Genomic DNA, 20,644 nt, shown 5'->3' with positions numbered 1-20,644 from the left:
CTTTTTAGTGTTGAGTTGATGAGTGCTACCCGCCCCCGCCGGGAGGCGGCGGGAGCGAGCAACATCCCAAGCCGAGCTAGCTCAGGAGGGCCAGGGCCGCTTCAGCCTTCTCTTTGGCCTGGGCATAGTTGGTCTGGGCGAAGGTGGCCCATTCCTGCTCCAGCTGCGACTGGCGGGCAGAGGCCTGTTCCCCACCTTCAAAGGCGTCGACAATGTCCGGACTGATCGCTGCGGTTGCATCGACCGGCAGCGCGGCGACCAAGCCAATGGCTTCATCGATCAGCGCCTGGGCCTCGGCATTGTCCATGCCTATTGCTGCCGCTTCCGCTGCCTGGATTGCGCCAATGGCAGCCCGCAGGTTTTCGAGCTGGAATGTGATGGTCTGGTCGAACAGCGCGTCGACCACAGCGCTTCGCTGCGAAGACAGGTTGCCATCAAAAGTCATCATCGAGGCAAACTGTGCATCCTCGAATGGATTAGGGAGACCCTCTGGAGCGCGGTCATAAACTGCGGGATTGATCGGCAGACGCTGTATGGCGGGATCGAACAGAACCAGTTGCCCTTCCTCGGACAGCAGGAAGTTCACGAAAGCTTCCGCGCCGGCCAGATTGGGCGGGTTTGTTACAACGCCGATATTGGCAGGCACGACAGTGGTGACCGACGGATAGGCAAAATCGACTGGGAAACCACTGGCGCGTGCGGAAAACCCGAAGAAATCGATCACGATGCCAACTCCGGCCTGGCCTGAATTGACCGCGTCAGGAACGCCAAAGGATCGATCCGTGACCTGCTGAAAATTGCCGCCGATCAGCTTGAGCAATTTCCAACCACCGTCCCAGCCCTCGCCTTGCAGGATCGTTTCGACGGTGAGGTGGGTGGTACCCGAGCGCGAGGGCGCCGCGATCACGACGTGGTCGTGATATTGCGCCTCGGTCAGGTCATCCCATTCGGCCGGTGCTTCGATGCCGTTGGCATCGAGATAGCGGGTATTCCACATCATGCCGTAGCCGGAAGCCGCGAAGCCGAAGAAATACCCGTCCTGGTCGTTCACGTGATAGGAGCCAACGGTTTCCGGAATGCCTTCAACATTTGGGCGGAAGGGGTATAGCAGCCCCTGATCCTTCAGCGTGACGAACGCGTCGGGTGCGGACGCCCAAAACAGGTCAGTCTGGTTGTTCGAGCGGGTTTCCTCCAGGTAGACGACGCCAGAACTGGTGCTCTTGTTCTGGACCTCAAGGGTCATCCCGGGATTGCTGGCCTCGAATGCGGCCTTGATCGGGTCAGTGACGTCCTTGGAAAACGAGGTTACGACCGTGACCTGCTGGGCCATGGCGGTCGTGGACAGCAGCGTGGCTACCGTTAGGGCCAAAAGGCTCTTCTTCATGAACTCCTCCATACGCGCCGAGAATTGTTTTGTTTTGGCGCCCACTTCTCATTGCAACGGCCGTGCCAGGATCGATGAGTGAGCCGGCAGGAGGCATTTTCACGTCTGATTTCAGGATTTTACCTGAACTGGTGCAGGCGCCAGGCTGGAGCTGGTCGCGCCAAGAATGGGTCAATCCGGTAACATTGGAGATCGCGTTGGGGTCATGCGTGACCCTTAACTGGCGAGGGTCTTCGGCAAGTCTGTTGATTGGGAGGCCGCTGAGCGAAACGGAAATCCATTGCGGAATGGCTCTGATTTCAGGGGTGAACTTTGCCGGCCCGTGCCATTGCGGTGCGCTCCAATGGTTCCCGCCCGTCATCTGTGACGCAGAAACCAGAGTTTGGCACGGGGCTTGCTCCTTCAATGCAGGCTTCGGGCCCTACGCACCTATTTGAACGCAGAGTGGACAATTTCCCAATGAGACGGATCAGACGCGCGAAGATCCTAGCCATCCTCGGGCCAGCGAGCCATGAGGAGACCATGATCGAGGAGCTGGCCAAGGCCGGCGCCGATGTCTTCCGCATCAATATGAGTCATGCGAGCCACGAGGTTCTGCACCAGACCGTCAAGCGCATCCGCAATGTGGAGGCGCGCCTCAAGCATCCGATCGGCATCCTGGCCGACCTGCAGGGTCCGAAACTACGTGTCTGGAAGTTCGCCGGTGGCGCGGTCAATCTGGTGGCCGGCCAGAAATTCGTGCTCGACAGCGACAACAACGACCAGGGCACGGCCGAACGGGTTTACCTGCCGCATCCCGAAATCATCGAAAATGTCTCGGTCGGCGATCGGCTGCTGCTCGACGATGGCAAGCTGCAGCTCAAGGCCACCAAGGTCGGCGGCGGTGTCATCGAGACCGAAGTGGTCTATGGCGGCAAGCTCTCCGACAAGAAGGGCGTTTCCCTGCCCGATACGCTTCTGCCCACCGGGGCCCTGACCGAAAAGGATCACGCCGACCTGCTCGAAGCCCTCAAGGCCGAGGTCGACTGGGTCGCCCTCAGCTTCGTGCAGCGCCCCGAGGATATCATCGATGTCCGCAAGATCGTCCAAGGCCGCGCCGGCGTCATGGCCAAGATCGAAAAGCCCCAGGCCATCGAGCGGCTGGAGGAGATCGTAAAGCTCTCCGACGCCATCATGGTGGCCCGTGGCGACCTGGGCGTGGAACTGCCGCTCGAGACGGTTCCGGGCCTGCAGAAACGCATGATCCGCATGTGCCGCCGCTACGGCAAGCCGGTGGTGGTTGCCACCCAGATGCTGGAATCGATGATCACCGCGCCGGTTCCCACCCGCGCCGAGGTCTCGGACGTGTCCATCGCCGTGTTCGAGGGCGCCGACGCGGTCATGCTCTCGGCCGAGAGCGCCTCGGGCCAGTATCCGGTCGAAGCGGTCACGACCATGGCCAAGGTCGCCAGTGCCGTGGAGGGCGATTCCAACTATCGCAACATCATCCGCGCCGCCCAGACCGAGCCCGAGGCCACCGCCGCCGATGCCATCTCGGCGGCGACGCGCCAGGTTGCCGAAACCCTCGATCTGGCGGCCATCGTCACCTATACCGCCTCCGGCTCGACCGGCATCCGCGCCGCTCGCGAGCGGCCGAGCAAGCCCATCATCGCGCTCTCGCCCAATCTGCGGACCATCCGCCGCCTGTCGGTGGTCTGGGGCATTCACTGCGTGCAGACCGAGGATGCGGTGAGCCTGGAAGACATGGTCGATCGCGCCTGCGTCATCGCCTACCAGGAGGGCATTGCCCGCCCCGGCGACCGCATCGCCATCACCGCCGGCGTCCCCCTCGGAACCCCGGGCGCTACAAACATGCTGCGCATCGCAGAATTGGGCGCCGCCCTTGACTAAACCCCGCAAGAGACAGTGAGTTTGTGGATTGCCGACCCAAAAGCCAACCGTGCTGGTTATTCGACATGGTGAAACGCAGTGGAATCGCCAGGAGCGCCTGCAGGGGCGCCTCGATACGCCCCTTACGACAACGGGGTTTCAGCAGGCCCAAGCGGTGGGCGCATTTCATCGCGCCCGGATAACCGAGGCTCCCCATGTGGTTTTCTGGGTCAGTCCACTTGGGCGCGCAAAGCAGACCGCCTCGGTGTTGTCCGATGTTTGGCAGGTGCCCTACGATGACTTCCAGATCGTACCAGACTTGGCCGAGCGCTCATACGGTCAGTGGGAAGGTCTTTCAAGGCAGGACATACGTCAGGAATACGGTACAGAGTTGGACGAAAGCAGTCGAAACCCCTGGGGCTTTGCGATGAAGGGCGGCGAGAGCCGAGCGGAGCTGGACGCTCGCCTTGCGAACTGGATGGACAGCCTCCAACCTGGTCCTCTGCACGTTGCGGTTACCCACAGTGGGTGCCTCAGGGCATTGCGCGGACTACGTACAAATGACCCGCTGGGGGTAAGGCTCACCTACCAGGAGCCGCAAACTACTTCCATTCTGCTCGAGGAATTCGGAGTTTCAGTCCTTGATGTTCCGCAATCGATCCTGGAGGCCGCAGGTTGCTGGGGTACCGGACGAACCGTATGGATTTGAGCCCGGCGGTCATGGGATTTTCGACAGCAGCGGGTAGGGGGCTGACACAAGCGACGGCAGGTCGATCGCGCTTGGGCGATTTGAACTTATTCCCACCCTCAAGGAAGGTGGGATAGTCGGGTGTAGTCGGCTTCTATACCCCGGCCAACTAGGGATGCTGGGGGCCCATTTGTCATCGAAATATGCTGGTCTGCCAGTGCTGTGCGAGCGAATTTGAACCTGCGCTGCGGCTTCCGTGGGGGGCTTATAGCAAGGGAACTTGTTGCCGGTGTATCCCGCCCAATTTGTACCGAGGAGGGTGGAGGTTGACATCGCGAGTTGTCGTGGTAACGTTCCCATGGCCGTCGTCAGAACGGCAGGGAGAAGGCATTTGCGAAATCGTCGTCCGACGATCATCGATGTTGCCGAACGCGCCGGGGTGTCCAAGAGCACGGCGGCGCGTGCCATCGCCGGTGCGGAAAACATTCTGCAGGAAACGCGGGAGCGGGTGCTGGAGGCGGCACGTGCGGTTGGCTATGAGCGCAATCACCTGGCCGTCGGGATGCGTTCGGGCCGTTCGGGCATGCTGGGCCTGGTCATTCCCGATATCACCAATCCATTCTGGGCCGACGTGGCGCGCGGGGCGCAGGATCGAGCCGCTGCGGCCGAGGTTTCGCTCCTGGTCTTTTCCTCGGACTGGGATCCGCACAAGGAAGAAAATCACCTGCGGGCCTTGCGTCGCGCTCGTGTCGATGGCGCGATCGTCAATCCGGTATCTGATACGCTGGACGACCTCGATCGGTTCGGCCTGCCGTTCGTTCTGATCGGCTCAAGCGCCGAACGATTTGCTGATGTCTCCAGTGTTGGCTCCGACATCACACAGGCGGTCACGCTCGGTCTCGATCACCTGGTTTCAAAGGGTCACCATGCGCCGGTGCTGATCGTGGGGCCGAAGTCGCGCCTGGCGCGGACGCGGTTCCTGAACGCGGTCAACCGCCATTGCATTGCGCGCGATGTCGACCCAGCACAGTTGCTGGTGGTCGATGGCGAGTACACGCTTGAGGGCGGACGCCAAGCGATGCTTGACGTGCTGGATCGGCCGCATCTGGGCCATGTCTGTGTGTTCGCGGCCAATGACATGATGGCCATCGGTGCCATGCTGGCCGTACGGGAGCGCGGCCTGCGCTGTCCCGACGATGTGTCGATCCTTGGCTTCGATGGCATTCCGGCCGGGGAGTTTACCTTTCCGGGCCTGACCACAATTGCCAAGCCGGGTCGCAGCATCGGTGCGCGCGCGGTCGAAAGCCTGTTTGACGAGATCGAAGGACGGCCGGAACACGGCCGCGTCTATATGCCGTGTCGTCTGATCGCCCGGGGATCCCTGGCCGATCTGGCACGCGAACCCAGCCGGAAGGCGGGGTAGGGAGGAGTCTGCGATGACCGAGCAAGGCGAAGGCAGGATCGATGCATCACGAAATGGGAACGTTCCCAAATCGGATGGCGTTCCGATTGACGCCTGGCCGCAATCGGGTAGCGGACTGCTAACCTTTGCCAGCGCATTTCGTGTGCAATGGCGCCAATGGTGGCCCTATTACGCCATGATGGCGCCGGGTCTGATCTTCTTCGTGGTCTGGCACTATGTTCCGATCTGGGAGGCCAAGATGGCCTTCGAGCAGGTGCGGATCATTCCGCCCAATATCTGGGTGGGTCTGAAGAACTTCCAGACGCTCTTCGCCTCGCCCATTTTCTATCAGGTGCTGGCCAATACGCTGATCATTTCGGCGATGAAGATCGTGTTCGTCTTTCCAGTGCCGATCATGGTGGCGCTGCTGCTCAACGAGATTCGGAGCGGCAAGCTGCGGGGCGCGATCCAGTCGGCAATCTACCTGCCGCATTTTCTGAGCTGGGTGGTGATCGCGGCGGTGTTCATCGCGCTGCTTTCGCCCACCGATGGCGCCGTCAACCAGATCGCGCAGGCGATGGGGTTCGAGCCGGTCAACTACATGACCAATACCGGCACCATCCGCTGGGTCCTGGTGGTCTCGGAAATCTGGCGGTCGGCCGGATGGGACAGTCTTCTGTATCTGGCGGCCATATTCGCCATCGACCCGCAGCTCTATGACGCGGCTGAAATGGATGGGGCCAACCGCTGGCAGAAGATCTGGTACGTGACCATTCCGGGGATCGTGCCGACCATTGCCACGCTCTTCATCCTCAACATGGGCATGTTCCTCAGCGCCGACCTCAACCAGGTCATCAACATGCAGAACGCTGTGAACGCCTCCACGATCGATATTCTGGACACCTATGTGTACCGGCTCGGCCTTTCCACGGGCGAATATGCTTTGGCCACAGCCGCAGGCCTGTTCAAGGCCGTGATCGGCATGGTGCTGATCCTGGTGTCCCACACCGTCAGCAAGCGCCTGACCGGCAAGGGAGTGTGGTGATGGCCATCAAGACCCGTCGCACGCCGCTCGAGCGCATCGAATATGTCATCATCGTTTCAACGCTGCTGCTGCTCACCGTCTTTACCTTGCAGCCGCTGCTCAACCTGCTGGCGCTCTCATTTACCGCACCGGAAAACGTGGCGGGCTTTTCCGGACTGTCGATCTTTCCCGACGGGTTCTCGGCCGATGTCTGGATATTGCTGCTGCAGCACCCCAACGTGCAGCGGGGGATTTTCAACTCGGTCTGGATGACGGCCACGAGCGTGATGATCGGGGTGCTGTTCACCGCCCTGATGGCCTGGGGCATGTCCCGGCCGCGACTGCCCGGGCGCCGGCTGATCTTCATGATGGTGCTGATCACCATCGTCTTCGAGCCCGGCATCATCCCGGACTACTTTCTGATGAAGCGGCTGGGGCTGCTCAATACGCCCTGGTCGGTGATCCTCTACAAGGCCATCAGCGCCTGGTACCTGATCATTCTGATCCGCTTCTTCGAGGAAATTCCCAAGGAGCTGCTGGAGGCGGCCGAACTGGATGGCGCCAATCCGTTCCAGACCTTTTTCATGGTGGTGCTGCCCCTCGCAAAGCCGGCTCTTGCCACCATCGCCCTGTTCTATTTCGTGCTGCACTGGAACGAGTTCTTCCGGGCGATGATCTACCTCAACGACCAAAGCAAGTGGCCGCTGCAGGTGGTGCTGCGCCAGTTCGTCATCGAAGGCGACAAGGTCGCCATCGTCGGTGCGAACAATGCCAACAACAATATCGGCATTGCCCAGATCAATATCCGAGCGCTGAAGGCCGGCATGATCCTGATCACGATCCTGCCGGTGCTGGCGATCTATCCGCTCATCCTCAAGTTTTTCACCAAGGGCACCATGTCCGGGGCGGTGAAGGGATGAGGAAGATCCGGTTCCATGCGGTTTGCACCGCCCGCTATTCCAGCCGGCAAGTGGGCGGCGCGGGGCAAGGCCACCTCTCCCCTGAGGGGAGAGGTCGACCCGAAGGGTCGGGTGAGGGGTTCAATGTGGGAACAGGCACCGTGTTCCTCTCTTGCACTGAACCCCTCACCCCAACCCTCTCCCCTCAGGGGAGAGGGAGACAGGCCCAGTTGGCGGGGGAAGCCCAGCGCGACCGGGCGAACAGAATAACAAAAGTCTAACGGAGGAGACGATTATGACTTTGAAGAAACTACTCTTGGCGACCACGGCGGTGGCCATGCTCGGCGCCACGGCGGCGCCGGCATTCGCCCAGACGACCGTGCGCCTGGTCAGCAAGGACCTGCTCTCGACCAACTCCGATGACATGAAGGAAATCGAGGCGATAGAAGCCGCGCTCAAGGCGCAGGGCCAGGATATCGATATCCAGACGGTCGACCTGCCCGGCGGCACAGCTGCCTATGGCGAGGCTCTTGGGATCATGCTGCTCTCGGGCGACATTCCGGACATCATCTACTTCCAGGGCGGCGATCAGAAGATGGCCGACCAGGGCATCCTTGAGGACCTCAATCCCTGGATCGAGCAGTCCGAGAACATCAAGGCGGCGCTCTGGCCACACAATGTCGACCGACTGTCGAATTATCCCTACCTTCTCTATATCTACCCGCCACGGGCGCCCCAGCCGGTTATTCGGCAGGACTGGCTGGACCAGCTGGGCATGGAACCACCGACCACTGTGGAAGGCTATGAAGCGCTTTTCCAGGCCATCCACGATGGCGATCTGGATGGGGATGGCGTCGCGGGCAATACGCTGGGGCTGACCGGGTTCGGCTCGACCGCCGAACTGGACTCCATTTTCAACCAGGCGTTCGGTGTCACCGGGACATGGATGAAGAATGCCGAGGGCCAGTGGGTCAATGCCCGCGTGACTGACGCCGAGAAGGACAAGATCGCCTTCTATGCCGACCTGGCGGCCAAGGGTCTCTTCGACAAGGAATATGTCACCAACACGTTCGACGTGAAGGAGGACAAATTCTACACCGGAAAGGCCGGCGTGATCTTCGGCTCGTCTCCCGAAGTGATCGACATTTATGCGGGTAAGATGCGCCAGGCCCATCCGGGCGAGGACATTACCCTGGCCTTGCTGCCGGTCCCCTCAGGCCCGGGCGGCAAGGGGCTGGCAGCGGTCGATGTGTCCAAGGAGTCGCGTGGCTTTGCGATCTCCTCGCTGTCGGAAAACAAGGAAGCGGCGATGGCCGTGCTCGATTTCATGGCGTCCAAGGAGGGCCAGGACATCGACCGCATGGGCTTTGAAGGCACCCAATACACCAAGGATGCCAACGGCGCGGTGACTTTCACCGACCAGATCTCGACCTGGTATGCCCGCTTCTTCAATGCCGCCAACTGGACGCCGCCGACCCCGCTGCTGAGCCCGACGGCGCAGGCAGCGCTCGATACCATCAAGGCCGATTTCACTGCCGACAATGCGTTTGTCTGGCCGGCTGAATTTGCAGCCGATGTCGATGCCACCGAGCAGGTCTATCGCGCCTGGGTCGCCCGGTTCATCACCGGCGAAGCCAGCATGGATCAGTGGGGCGATTTTGTCGCCGAGTACAATGCGGCCGGCGGCGAACGTATGGCCGAACACGCCCGTACGGTGCTGGGCGAGTAGGCGACAAGAGGCTCCCTCCCCGCCGGGGAGGGAGCGCACTCCGCCTCTTCAACCATGGCGTCATTCCCGCGAAAGCGGGAACCCCTGTTCAGTAAACGAAGGTCCCCGCTTTCGTGGGGATGACACAGTGGGTGATTGGGGCAGCACGCGCCGGACCGGAAGGTTTGGCGACACCTAGAACGACAGAAAGCGGAGCAGATATGCCCCCATCCTTCCATTCCCGCGTGCGGGCCATGTTGTACGGTGTCGCCCTGGGCGATGCGCTAGGCGCGCCGGTGGAGAAACTGTCGGCGGCAGAAATCCGGGAGCGCTATGGGCGCGTCGACAATCTGACGGCGCGCTGGCACAAGATGGATTTGCCGCCCGAACAGCGCAATGGCCGCGTGCGGGGCGACGGCATCATTACCGACGACACGCTGATGACGCTGGCGCTATGCAGTGTTTATGCCCAGACCGGGCGGCATCTGGATGCCTGGGACATGGCAGACGGCATGGTGCGCCAGATTGCCTGGGAACCGCGCTGGGTGCCCGAACTGCAGCGCGAGGCGCTGTTGATCGATCGCCTGTTCTACCCCGAAAAGTGGATTTTCCAGCGGCATCAGCTGAGTGCCTGCGATCCGCGACAGGGCGGGATCGGCAACATGGTCAATTGCGGCGCGGCCATGTACATCACGCCCATCGGCGTGGTGAACGCAGCCAATCCCAAGGCCGCCTATGACGAGGCCATCGCCTTCGCCTCCGGACATCAGGAAAGCTACGGGCTGGAGGCGGCAGGGGTGCTGGCCGCCGCAGTGGCGGCAGCCTTCGTTCCGGATGCCACGATCGAGACAATCATCGAGACAGCGCTGGCGCTGGCCAAGGACGGCACCAGAAACGCCATAGCCGACATTTGCGACATCGCGCGCGCCATGCGCGGCACAGCGCCTGATCACAGAGCCGTTGTCGAGCGGTTTCACGCGGCCATCGCGCCCTATTCGCCCATGGGGGACGACGTCAACCACAGCGCCGCCAAGGCGGGACGGTTGACCGACGCCTACCAGCCCTCGCGCCTGCGCGCGATCGAAGAACTGCCACTGGCGCTCGGCTTTTGCCTCGTCAATGACGGGCAGTTCCGCCCCGCCATTGTCGACGGCATCAATTCGGGCCGCGACACGGATTCCATTGGCGTCATGGCCGGGGCCATCCTGGGTGCCCTGCATGGGGAAGACGTGATCGAGCCGGACGATCTCGATCGTCTCAATGGCGCCAACCGGCTCGATCTGATGGCCGCGGCAGACGCTTTCGCCAAGACCGCGGCCGGGATCATCGGCCGTGACCGCGTTTCCGCCCGGGAGCGCGACGCCGCTCTTACCCTTCTCGACCTGAACTCAGACGGACCCAATTGATGCTGACCGAAACGCAAATCCTCGAAAAGATCTATGCCGGGTTCATTGCCAAGGCGATCGGCGTGCGTCTGGGTGCGCCGGTGGAGCCGACGATCTGGAGTTACCAGCGGGTGCGCGACACCTATGGCGAGGTGACCGAATATCTCCGCGACTTCAAGAATTTCGCGGCCGATGACGACACCAATGGTCCGGTCTATTTCATCCGCGCGCTGCGCGACTACGGGCTCGATTGCTCGGCTGAGGATGTCGGCAGGACATGGCTGAACTATGCCGCCGAGGAGCATGGCATGTACTGGTGGGGCGGGTTTGGTGTGTCCACCGAGCACACGGCTTACAAGAACCTGCAGGCAGGCATTCCAGCGCCGCATTCGGGCTCGATTGCCACGAACGGCACGACGGTGGCCGAGCAGATCGGCGGACAGATTTTCATCGACAGCTGGGGCTGGGTGAACCCCGGCAATCCCAGGCGTGCAGCCGAAATGTCGGCCATGGCGGCATCGGTGGCCCATGACGGTGACGGGCTGAACGGGGCGCGGTTCTGTGCCGCGGCGATTGCGGCGGCGTTTGAAGCCAAATCGATCGACGAGATCATCAAGACGGCATTGGCCGAGATCGACGCCAATTCGACCTATGCCAGGGTGTGCCGGGCGGTGATCGATTTCCACGCGGCCAATCCCGACGACTGGCGAGCCTGCCGCGACATGCTCGAAGCCGAGTGGGGCTATGATCGCTATCCCGGCGTTTGCCACATCATTCCCAATGCCGGGGTGACGATCATGTCCATCCTTTACGGCAAGGGCTCGGTGCCGCGCACGGCCGAAATCGCGACCATGGCGAGTTGGGATACGGACTGTAATGCCGGCAACGCCGCGGCAATTGTCGGCACCTTTCAGGGGCTTGATCCGAGTTGGGACAAGTACCGCAAGCCGATCAACGATTTTCTCGTGGCCTCGGGCATTGTCGGCTCGATCAACATTGTCGACATACCCAGCTTCGCGCGGGAACTGACCGTACTGGCACTGCAACTGGCGGGGCGCGAGGTGCCGGCGCTATGGCGCGAGGATTTTACCCGGCGGGGGCTGCGCTTCGACTTCGACCTGCCCGGATCGACCCATGGGTTCCGCACCGAGGGCTTCAACCAGATCGCACTCAAGCATTCCGATGAGCGGCAGGTGGAGGGTTCGCGCGGGTCGCTGGAAATCCTGCTGGACCGGCTGGAGCGCGGGCAGGGTGGCCGCATCTTCTGGAAGCCGTTCTACCGTCGCACCGACTTTGACGACGAGCGTTATCGTCCGATGTTCTCGCCGGTCGTCGATGCCGGGCAGGTGGTGCGCTTCAAACTCTGGCTCGATCCCTGGAATGGCGATGGCCATCTGCGCGTCGCGCCCTATGTGCGGCGCACCATGAGCGGCGCTATCGAGGAAACCGGAGCCTGGATCGTACCCTCGAGCGAGGGTTGGCAGGCGTTCGAATTCGTCGTGCCTGACGGCGATGAGGCGATCGACGAGATCGGTCTCTGCGTCGAATATTTCGGGCGACTGAAGTTTCTCGGGCGGCTGTTCCTGGCCGATTTCTCGGTATCGGGACCGGGCCATCTCAGCATCGAGGCCAAAAAAGAGGTGCAGGAATGGGGGGCGATATCCCGCTTTACCTGGAACCGGGGGCACTGGACGAGGAGCGGTGACCGGATCCATGCGCATGCGGCACGCGATGCGGATATGTGGACCGGGCACTATTATGCCCGGGACGTGGTGGTCAGCGCCGATATCGAGGCACTGGCCGGGCAGTCGCATCTGGTGACGGCGCGCGTTCAGGGAACGGACAGGTTCTATGCCGCCGGTTTCCAGAACGGAGAGGCTGTCATTGTCCGCCATGATTTCGGGCAGGAGATTCTTGCCCGCCAGCCCTTCGTGCCCAAGGCAGGGCGTGTCTATCGGCTGGAGCTCTCTGCCGAGGGTGACCAACTCGCGCTGTCCATCGACGGTGCCGTGATCGTCACGGCTCGGGATGGCCGGTTTCACTACGGCATGAGCGGCCTGCGCCTGGGCGCCACGGGGCGCATGGCCGTCGACCGCTTCGCCGTGACCGAAAAATAGGAGGAGACCATGCCGGAAATCGAACTGCGCAATGTCAGCAAGAGTTTTGGCGGCGTGACGGTGATCCGCGAAATCTCGCTCAGCATGGAAGCTGGCGAGTTCGTGGTGCTAGTCGGCCCATCGGGCTGCGGCAAATCCACCTTGCTGCGCATGATCGCCGGGCTCGAGGATATTTCCGGCGGCGAAATCGTGATCGGCGGCAAGGTCGTTAATACCATGCCCGCCAAGGAACGCGACCTGGCCATGGTGTTCCAGTCCTACGCCCTTTATCCGCACATGAAGGTGGCCGACAATATGAGCTTTGCGCTCAAACTCGCCGGCGTGCCCAAGGACGAGCGCGACAGGCGGGTGGCCGAGGCGGCCCGTATTCTCGGACTGGAAAACCTGCTCGACCGGCTGCCGCGCGAACTCTCGGGCGGACAGCGCCAGCGCGTGGCCATGGGGCGCGCCATCGTGCGCAATCCGCGCGCCTTTCTGTTCGACGAGCCTTTGAGCAATCTCGACGCTAAATTGCGCGTGCGCATGCGCGGGGAGATCAAGGCGCTGCACCAGCGGCTGGGCAAGACCACGGTCTATGTGACCCATGACCAGACCGAGGCCATGACCATGGCCGACACCATTGTCGTGCTCAATGGCGGCCGCATCGAACAGGCGGGCGCGCCGCTCGAGCTCTACAATAATCCGGCCAACCTGTTTGTCGCAGGCTTCATCGGATCCCCGGAGATGAACCTTGTCGAGGTGACGACGATGGGCCCGGAGGCTTTGACGGTGGCCCTGGCGGGTGGGGTGAACCTGCCCATCGCCAAGGCGCTGGACCTCCCCGCGGGAACGCCGCTCGTCTACGGTATCAGGCCACAGCACATGGTGCTGGACCCGGCTGGCGTGCCTGCGGCCACGCTCGTGGTCGAGCCGACCGGGGAAGCCCAGGAAGTGCGGGCGCAGGTGGGCGATGTTGAACTCAGCGTCGTCATTCGCGATGCCGAATTGCTGGCGCCCGGCCAATCCATCGGCCTGGCCATCGACGTGGCGCAGGTCCTGCTGTTTGACAAGGCCAGCGGCGAGAGGCTGCGCCCGTGACGCTGAAACGGCTCCGTTTCGATCCTGAGGCAAAGGGACCCCTGGCGGGTCTGCGGGTCATCGACCTGTCGCGGCTGATGGCCGGTAATATGCTCAGTCTGCAACTGGCCGATTTCGGGGCCGATGTTATCAAGGTGGAGCCGCCCGAGGGCGACCCTCTGCGCGACTGGAAGGAAGATGGCCAGTCCTTCTTCTGGGAATCCTATGGGCGCAACAAGCGCTCGATCTGCCTCAATTTGCGCGACACGGCGCAGTTGGATGTGTTGTGGGCGCTCGTCGAGACGGCTGATGTGTTCATCGAGAATTTCCGGCCGGGCACGCTCGAGAAAATGGGATTGGCGCCCGAGCTGTTGCTCAAGCGCAATCCGAGGCTCGTGGTGGTGCGGATCTCTGGATTCGGTCAGACCGGTCCCTATGCGCATCTGCCGGGCTTCGGAACGATCGTTGAGGCCATGAGCGGCTTTGCGGACAGGACCGGTTTTCCGGATCGAGAACCGGTCCTGCCGCCGCTGGCGCTGGCCGACATGATTGCGGGCATCTATGGGGCATCGGCGACTATGACCGCGCTCTACGCCCGGGATGCCAGGGGCGGGGCAGGCCAGGTCATCGACCTCTCGCTGCTCGAATCCATATTTTCGGTGCTGGGGCCGGAGGCGGGTATTTTCGGCAAGACGGGGCGGATCAAGCAGCGCGTCGGCAGTGCGTCCAATACCGCGTCGCCACGCAATGTCTATCGCTGCGCCGATGGCGGCTATGTCGCGCTATCTGGATCGACCCAGGCCGTGGCCAAGCGCATTTTCGAAATTATCGGTCGCCCGGACATGAATGCGGACGCGCGCTTTGCGACCAATTCGGAACGGGTGAAGCACCGCGATCTGGTGGATGGCGCGATATCGGACTGGTTTGCACAACGCGACCGCGCCGTGGCGCTGGCGGAAATGCGTGCGGCAGGCGCCACGGTCGGCCCGGTCTTCAACATCGCCGATGCCATGGCCGATGCCCATTTCCAGGAGAGGGAAATCGTCGTGGCCCTCGACGGGGATGGCCAGGAGGATATGCCGATGCACAATGTGGTGCCGCGCCTCTCTGCAACGCCAGGTGTTTTTCGACGGCCGGCGCCGGACCTGGACGAGCATGGCGCCGAACTCCTTGCGGAACTCGGTCTGTCCGCAGGCTTCGAGCGAGGCCGGTGATGCGATCGCTGCTCTATGTTCCGGCCGACCAGGATCGGTTCATTGCCAAGGCCCACCTGCGGGGGGCGGACGGTGTCATTCTCGACCTCGAGGATGCGGTGCCCGAAGATCGGAAGGCCGTGGCGCGGGCCAATCTGGGCACGGCAATTGCCAGCCTGCGGCAAGGGAACGGACTGGCGGCGGTGCGGATCAATCCCGGTGACGTCGAAGACGTGCGCGCGGCCGTGGCGGCAGGGGCCGATCTGATTGTCCTGCCAAAGGCCGATGGCGTGGCGCTCGACACTTTGGCGGGCGTGCTGGCTGCCGCCGGAGTTCCGGACCAGCCGGTGTTGGCGACTATAGAGGGACCGGCCGCCCTGCTCGAAGTCGCGGCGATCGCCCGCCATCCCAACGTGTCTGCCCTCAATCTCGGCAGTGAGGACTTTTCGCTTGCCATGGGTGCAGTGCCTGACCCGGACGTGCTGCGCCAACCCAAGCTGATGGTGCACTACGCGGCCAAGGCGGCCGGAAAGCTGTCCCTGGGCCTCTTGCGATCGATCGCCGACTACGCCGATCTGGACGCCATCAAGGCGGCGGCTGCAGAGGCCCGGCGGCACGGGTTTGATGGCTCGACCTGCGTGCATCCATCTGCCGTCCCCTTTCTCAACGCGGCTTTTGCCCCCAGTCCCGAGGAGTTGCGTTGGGCTCGCGCGGTGCTGGCGACGTCCGGTACCGTGGGCCTTGACGGCAAGATGATAGACAAGCCCCTGCGCGAACGCGCCAAGGCGATCCTGCGGTCGGCCTCCGAGTGAACTTGACCTGCGGGGCCGCCATAGGCGTTCAGGCGCTGGATTTTCTGTTCGGCTCAAGGCGGAACACCCAGTTCGCCGTGAAAAATGGTCTCGATTAAGGCCGAGCGCGCCGTTGCTCCAGACGCCATTCCGCGGCAGGGGAGGTGCGCAACGATTAGGTGTCCGCACGGACCAGGCTCCAGGCCCACGCCGATCCGCATCGCCGAGGGCAGGTTGCCGGCGAATTGCCTCACAAGCGGTTTCGGAAGGCCTTTCTCCGGGCCCGCGTCGCCAAACGATTGCGAATCATAGCTTTATCGCAGGGGCATCCGTCCTCGACGCCCCTGCCGATCGGCCAAAACCGCGCAAGAGACTATACGACGCCAGCGCGGCGCGGTTCCGGGTATCCGGGTGCATTCTCTATCGGTCGGGGGGTGGTGGAGGGGACTGGATTCGAACCAGTGTAGCCTGAGGCGTCAGATTTACAGTCTGATGGATTTAACCACTCTCCCACCCCTCCACATTTCCGGGCAGGAGACGAAGGCTCGCGCTTTCGTCGGGGCGGTTTATGGTTGGCTGTCGCAAAGGTGTCAACACCCTTGCGCGTCCGGTCCGCAAGTTTTTGCCGGTGCAACCGAAATTTGCCGGCCGGCGGCCCTGAGACCCTTGCCACAGCCGGGGCGATCTTGCTAAGCGAGGCGCGTGGCGTCGCCTCCGGGCGGGTATAGCTCAATGGTAGAGCAGCAGCCTTCCAAGCTGAATACGCGGGTTCGATTCCCGCTACCCGCTCCAGAACACCCTTGGATTTTGGGTTTCTTGCAGCTGATGGCCGCCGCGATCCACTATTCCACCGTTTGATATGGTCGCGGCAAAACCCCACTTGCATCGCGGTGCCTTTGCCATTAGACACGGCCTCGCCTGAAGGGGTTTAGCTCAGTTGGTAGAGCATCGGTCTCCAAAACCGAGGGTCGTGGGTTCGAGTCCCCCAGCCCCTGCCAGGCCTAGGCCGCACAATGCGGCACCGTCTTTCCAACGACATTGTTGACCGAAATTTCAGCGGGTTAGGGCGCCGTTTGCGGTTGCCTTGCAGCCGAAGAACTCCTTGAGCCTGTAACGCTCAGCAGCCAGCGTCTGATCGGCTGGTCGTAGTGCCGGTCCAGAAACAGGCATATCGGCACCATGGCCGCAATAATCAGCAACCCAGACCAGGGCTGCATGGCCGTGACGGGATCCCTCAGACCAAAATTGGTGTTCACGATTCGCAGAAACACACCATGCAGGACATATATCCCGTAGCTGAGCGCGCCGAGAGCCGTCAGGAGCGGGATACTGGACGGTGAAGGCCGCGACCCAGCCGCAAAGATCAGAATCGCAGGCAGAAGCAACAGGATGGCGAGCAGATCGAAATAGGGTCTGAGGGCCTCGTTCGTCGGCCAGGCCAACACGACCGTCAACAACACAAATGACGGCCATGCCGTCCAGGACCAGTTCCGCACAAGCGCATCGCGATGCCTGTAGATGAGAACCCCCAGAGGAAACGAGAACAGCACTCGGCCAAGCCCGCCTGGGATGCCCTTCCAGGTGTAACCGACGTTCAATGAGCCGTAGCGCTGGCCATAGATCACGCAGAGGACGAAGCCGACCGCTGATGCCCCGATCAGTACTCTGGTCGTCAACCGCTTGTGAAAGGCCGCAAAAAGCAGGTTCACCAGCAATTCGAAGAACAGCGACCAGGAGGCAACGACCAGCCATCGCGGGGCTTCATGCGAGAGGTTGGGGACAAGAAAGAGGGCGAAAAAGCTGCGGCCCCGCAGGTCCTCGGTCGCCATATAGCCCCATCGGGAGCCTATCGTTATGACCAATGCCAGCAGGTAGAGCGGATACAGGCGAATTAGTCTCAGCAGGGCAAATCGCCAAAAACTCAACTGGCCGGAGGATAGTTTCGGGTCATAGGCGTGTGCGAGCACGAAGCCGCTGAGAAGGAAGAAGAAGTCGACCGCAAGATGGCTGCCGGGGAGGTAGTAGGTGAACCAGGTTCGGGCGTGATAGCTGACAACGATTATCGCTGCCAGACCGCGCAAGCCATCCAAGGCGATGTATTGGTGTCGTGATGAATCTCGCACGTCCGATCCTCAACTGCTTGGCTGTCTTGTTGCAGGACCGGGCAGCAGGGGTCAATTGGCGCGGGATGTTTCCCGGTCAAATCTGAACATGCGGATGTGCGGGGGGCTACTCAGCCGCGGCTGGGAGTTTTTCGCTGTGGCGGGTCTTGAGCTTGTTGAGCTGGTGGGCGGCGTGGGCGAGGAGGGATTGGCGGACCTTGTCCGAGGTCGCGTAATTGCAGTCGGCCTTGACCTTGAGGTCCAGCGAATACTCCGTCGTGGTGCCCATGAAGCCTTCACGGATGCGCACGCGGACGGCGCCGGTGACGCGGCCGGGAATGGCCCGGTGGGGGCCGAAATGCATGATCTGGCAGCCGATAACCTCGAAAGACATCGCCTTCCCCCGCGCGCTTTGCCACATTTAGGGCACAATTGATAAAAGCGGCAATTTGGCGCAGATTCAAGGGTGATTCTGCCAGTTGTGCACTTATCGTTTACAAGGCGATGCGGGTGATTGCGGCGGATGGCGCGCTAAGTGCGGCAAGGCTGTTGCAATATGCGGCCAAGTTCTCTAGATACCGCGTCTCTAGCCGTGCGGGATTCCTGCGCGGCGTTTGGTTTTGCACCAAGATACGAGTTGTTTGCCCATGGCCCGCACGAACCCAGTCCAGTTTTTCCAGCAGGTTCGCTCGGAAGTCAGCAAGGTCACCTGGCCCGGCCGCAGCGAAGTCCTGATCTCCTCGATCATGGTCGTCGTGCTGGTCATCCTGGCCAGCCTGTTCTTCCTGCTGGCTGACCAGGTCATTTCCTGGCTCGTGACCTTGATGCTGTCGATCCGCTGATCCGGATCATTTTATAGTTTAGTGGGAGCGGCGACCCTTTATGGCCAAGCGCTGGTACATCGTTCAGGCGTATTCGAATTTCGAGCGCAAGGTGGCGGAAGACATTCGCCTCAAGGCGGCTCAGAAGAAGCTCGAGCACCTGTTTGAGGACGTGATCGTACCCACCGAGAAGGTGGTCGAGATCCGTCGTGGCCGCAAGGTTGACACCGAGCGCAAGTTTTTTCCGGGTTATGTCCTGGTCAAGATGGACATGACCGACGAGGCTTTCCACCTGATCAAGAATACGCCCAAGGTCACCGGCTTCCTCGGCGCGGACAACAAGCCGATGCCGATTTCGGAGAGCGAGGCCATGTCCATCCTGCAGCAGGTGCAGGAAGGCGTGGATCATCCCAAGCCCTCCGTCAGCTTTGAAGTGGGCGAGAACGTTCGCGTGTCGGACGGTCCCTTCGCCAGCTTCAACGGCGTCGTCGAAGAGGTGGACGAAGAACGCTCCCGCCTCAAGGTCGAGGTCTCGATCTTCGGTCGCCCCACTCCGGTGGAGCTCGAATACGGTCAGGTCGAAAAGGTCTGACCAAACTGATCGGCTTCGGTCGGTCGGAAACCCGTGGAAGGGGATGGCGCTTAGCCAGCGTCAGGAAACCGAACCACGGCATCAACGGCCCCTCGGGGCACTTGCAAAGGATGAAACATGGCTAAGAAAATTACGGGCTATATCAAGCTCCAGGTGCCGGCCGGCTCTGCCACGCCGTCGCCCCCGATCGGTCCCGCGCTGGGTCAGCGCGGCCTGAACATCATGGAATTCTGCAAGGCCTTCAATGCGGCCACGCAGGAGCTGGAAAAGGGTTCGCCCATTCCGACCGTGATCACTGCCTATGCCGACAAGAGCTTCACCTTCGAGATGAAGCAGCCGCCGGTGACCTACTTCATCAAGAAGGCGATGAACCTCAAGTCCGGCTCCAAGCTTCCGGGCAAGGAAAGCGCCGGCACCATCACGCAGGCTCAGCTGCGCGATATCGCCGAAAAGAAGATGAAGGATCTCAACGCCGATGACGTTGAATCCGCAATGTCCATGATCGCCGGTTCCGCCCGGTCGATGGGCATCCAGGTCGAGGGCTAAGAGAATGGCAAAGATCGCAAAGAAGGCTGCCGCGGCTCGTGAAGGGCTCGATCGCAACAAGCTGTATCCGCTTGCAGACGCGGTGAAGATGGTCAAGTCGAAGGCTTCCGCCAAGTTCGACGAAACCGTTGAAATCGCCATGAACCTGGGTGTTGACCCGCGCCACGCCGACCAGATGGTCCGCGGCGTCGTCAACCTGCCCAACGGCACCGGCAAGACCGTTCGCGTCGCCGTGTTCGCCCGTGGTGCCAAGGCCGACGAAGCCACCGCCGCCGGTGCTGACATCGTGGGTGCCGAAGACCTACTGGAAACCATCCAGGGCGGCAAGATCGATTTCGATCGCTGCATTGCCACCCCGGACATGATGCCGCTGGTCGGTCGCCTCGGTAAGATCCTGGGCCCGCGCAACCTGATGCCGAACCCCAAGGTTGGCACCGTGACCATGGACGTCAAGGGCGCCGTTGGCGCTGCCAAGGGCGGCGCCGTCGAATACCGCGTCGAGAAGGCTGGTATCATCCATGCCGGTATCGGCAAGGTGTCGTTCACCGAGGACGCGCTGCTCGAGAACATCAAGGCTTTCACCGATGCCGTCGTGAAGTCCAAGCCGGCCGGCGCCAAGGGTACCTACGTCAAGAAGGTGTCCGTGAGCTCCACCATGGGCCCTGGTGTCCATGTCGAGCCGGGTACGGCTCTCTAAGAACAGGGCGCAGGCTCTCACCGGCGCAGCGCGCTGCCCTCGGGCTTGACCCGAGGGCGTTTCGCAATTAAGTGCCGCGCTGAGAGTGGCCCCCGGACCCGGTCCGAGGATAGCCCGATGGGTTGGGGTGGTTCGTGATCCACACCAGCCCGCACAGAATTCCGGACGGCTCAGGCCGCCCGGTGTTTCAACCTAAAGGCTTCGGCCTGCGGTTGAAAAAGTCCTGTCCGAGACTGCCGGCCGGCTTAGCCGTTAATCCCGAATGCGGGGCCAGCAATAGACGGGGTGAAAACCCAATTCCGGGCCATTGGCCCCGGGTTGAGGTTCGAACCTAGGCCAGTTGCCCCTCGGGGCTCCCGGTTGGCAGGCA

At 61.9% G+C, this 20,644-nt stretch carries 18 protein-coding genes and 3 tRNA genes; 17 read left to right on the top strand and 4 right to left on the bottom strand.

All coding sequences use genetic code 11. From position 1 onward, the window contains the following. Positions 1 to 76: 76 nt before the first annotated feature. Entirely contained in the window at positions 77 to 1,384 is a 1,308-nt protein-coding gene (locus KIT02_RS04735) for an extracellular solute-binding protein (protein WP_297582884.1), read from the bottom strand. 459 nt (positions 1,385 to 1,843) lie between these two features. Here KIT02_RS04735 and pyk point away from each other — a divergent pair, with 459 nt between their 5' ends. The 11 genes from pyk (at position 1,844) to KIT02_RS04680 (ending at position 15,537) form a co-directional block, all read left to right on the top strand. Next, the gene (gene pyk / locus KIT02_RS04730) at positions 1,844 to 3,274 is read left to right on the top strand and encodes a pyruvate kinase (RefSeq protein ID WP_297582882.1); all 1,431 of its coding nucleotides are present in this window, start codon (positions 1,844 to 1,846) and stop codon (positions 3,272 to 3,274) included. Positions 3,275 to 3,302: 28 nt separating this feature from the next. Continuing rightward, on the top strand, positions 3,303 to 3,962 hold the full coding sequence (locus KIT02_RS04725) for a histidine phosphatase family protein (RefSeq protein WP_297582880.1): 660 nt from the start codon (positions 3,303 to 3,305) through the stop codon (positions 3,960 to 3,962). Between the two features lie 370 nt (positions 3,963 to 4,332). After that, positions 4,333 to 5,364, top strand: a complete 1,032-nt coding sequence (locus KIT02_RS04720; RefSeq protein ID WP_297582878.1) for a LacI family DNA-binding transcriptional regulator — start codon at positions 4,333 to 4,335, stop codon at positions 5,362 to 5,364. A 13-nt stretch (positions 5,365 to 5,377) separates the two neighbouring features. Then, positions 5,378 to 6,388 (top strand): ABC transporter permease subunit, encoded by a 1,011-nt coding sequence (locus KIT02_RS04715; protein ID WP_297582876.1) that lies wholly within the window; start codon positions 5,378 to 5,380, stop codon positions 6,386 to 6,388. Beyond that, complete coding sequence (locus KIT02_RS04710; RefSeq protein ID WP_297582874.1) at positions 6,388 to 7,287, top strand: carbohydrate ABC transporter permease; 900 nt, start codon at positions 6,388 to 6,390, stop codon at positions 7,285 to 7,287. Before KIT02_RS04715 ends, KIT02_RS04710 begins: the two co-directional genes overlap by 1 nt. Positions 7,288 to 7,561: 274 nt before the next feature. Beyond that, positions 7,562 to 8,995 carry an extracellular solute-binding protein gene (locus KIT02_RS04705; RefSeq protein ID WP_297582872.1) on the top strand — a complete coding sequence of 478 codons (1,434 nt, stop codon included), beginning with the start codon at positions 7,562 to 7,564 and terminating at the stop codon, positions 8,993 to 8,995. A 200-nt stretch (positions 8,996 to 9,195) separates the two neighbouring features. Next, complete coding sequence (locus tag KIT02_RS04700; RefSeq protein ID WP_297582870.1) at positions 9,196 to 10,380, top strand: ADP-ribosylglycohydrolase family protein; 1,185 nt, start codon at positions 9,196 to 9,198, stop codon at positions 10,378 to 10,380. Further along, positions 10,380 to 12,476, top strand: a complete 2,097-nt coding sequence (locus tag KIT02_RS04695) for an ADP-ribosylglycohydrolase family protein (RefSeq protein WP_297582868.1) — start codon at positions 10,380 to 10,382, stop codon at positions 12,474 to 12,476. The genes KIT02_RS04700 and KIT02_RS04695 overlap by 1 nt, the downstream gene beginning before the upstream one ends. Positions 12,477 to 12,485: 9 nt before the next feature. Next, entirely contained in the window at positions 12,486 to 13,553 is a 1,068-nt protein-coding gene (ugpC, locus tag KIT02_RS04690; protein WP_297582866.1) for a sn-glycerol-3-phosphate ABC transporter ATP-binding protein UgpC, read from the top strand. Next, a complete protein-coding gene (locus KIT02_RS04685) occupies positions 13,550 to 14,746 on the top strand; it encodes a CoA transferase (protein WP_297582864.1) in 1,197 nt (398 codons plus the stop codon). The genes ugpC and KIT02_RS04685 overlap by 4 nt, the downstream gene beginning before the upstream one ends. Continuing rightward, positions 14,746 to 15,537: a CoA ester lyase gene (locus KIT02_RS04680; RefSeq protein WP_297582862.1), complete on the top strand. Its 792-nt coding sequence runs from the start codon at positions 14,746 to 14,748 to the stop codon at positions 15,535 to 15,537. The genes KIT02_RS04685 and KIT02_RS04680 overlap by 1 nt, the downstream gene beginning before the upstream one ends. Positions 15,538 to 15,951: 414 nt before the next feature. On the opposite strand, the gene KIT02_RS04675 is transcribed toward KIT02_RS04680, so the two are convergent. Next, a tRNA-Tyr gene (locus KIT02_RS04675) sits at positions 15,952 to 16,036 on the bottom strand. A 198-nt stretch (positions 16,037 to 16,234) separates the two neighbouring features. Here KIT02_RS04675 and KIT02_RS04670 point away from each other — a divergent pair. Both KIT02_RS04670 and KIT02_RS04665 read left to right on the top strand, forming a co-directional pair. Then, positions 16,235 to 16,308, top strand: a tRNA-Gly gene (locus tag KIT02_RS04670). A 130-nt stretch (positions 16,309 to 16,438) separates the two neighbouring features. Next, positions 16,439 to 16,514 (top strand) — tRNA-Trp (locus KIT02_RS04665). Between the two features lie 63 nt (positions 16,515 to 16,577). Here KIT02_RS04665 and KIT02_RS04660 read toward each other — a convergent pair. Together KIT02_RS04660 and KIT02_RS04655 are read right to left on the bottom strand one after the other, a co-directional pair. After that, the gene (locus KIT02_RS04660; RefSeq protein ID WP_297582860.1) at positions 16,578 to 17,639 is read right to left on the bottom strand and encodes an acyltransferase; all 1,062 of its coding nucleotides are present in this window, start codon (positions 17,637 to 17,639) and stop codon (positions 16,578 to 16,580) included. 106 nt (positions 17,640 to 17,745) lie between these two features. Then, a complete protein-coding gene (locus KIT02_RS04655; RefSeq protein WP_297582858.1) occupies positions 17,746 to 18,012 on the bottom strand; it encodes a hypothetical protein in 267 nt (88 codons plus the stop codon). Positions 18,013 to 18,265: 253 nt separating this feature from the next. Between KIT02_RS04655 and secE the strand changes: the two genes are divergently transcribed. The 4 genes from secE (at position 18,266) to rplA (ending at position 20,274) form a co-directional block, all read left to right on the top strand. Beyond that, complete coding sequence (gene secE, locus KIT02_RS04650) at positions 18,266 to 18,460, top strand: preprotein translocase subunit SecE (RefSeq protein WP_297582856.1); 195 nt, start codon at positions 18,266 to 18,268, stop codon at positions 18,458 to 18,460. Positions 18,461 to 18,500: 40 nt separating this feature from the next. Beyond that, positions 18,501 to 19,031: a transcription termination/antitermination protein NusG gene (gene nusG / locus KIT02_RS04645; RefSeq protein WP_297582851.1), complete on the top strand. Its 531-nt coding sequence runs from the start codon at positions 18,501 to 18,503 to the stop codon at positions 19,029 to 19,031. Between the two features lie 117 nt (positions 19,032 to 19,148). Continuing rightward, positions 19,149 to 19,577, top strand: a complete 429-nt coding sequence (gene rplK, locus KIT02_RS04640) for a 50S ribosomal protein L11 (protein WP_297113152.1) — start codon at positions 19,149 to 19,151, stop codon at positions 19,575 to 19,577. Positions 19,578 to 19,581: 4 nt separating this feature from the next. Further along, a complete protein-coding gene (gene rplA / locus KIT02_RS04635) occupies positions 19,582 to 20,274 on the top strand; it encodes a 50S ribosomal protein L1 (RefSeq protein ID WP_297582848.1) in 693 nt (230 codons plus the stop codon). The last annotated feature ends 370 nt before the right edge of the window (positions 20,275 to 20,644 follow it).

It is taken from the genome of Devosia sp., assembly GCF_025809055.1.
Lineage (GTDB): Bacteria > Pseudomonadota > Alphaproteobacteria > Rhizobiales > Devosiaceae > Devosia.
This window is presented reverse-complemented; position numbering and strand designations above follow the sequence as displayed.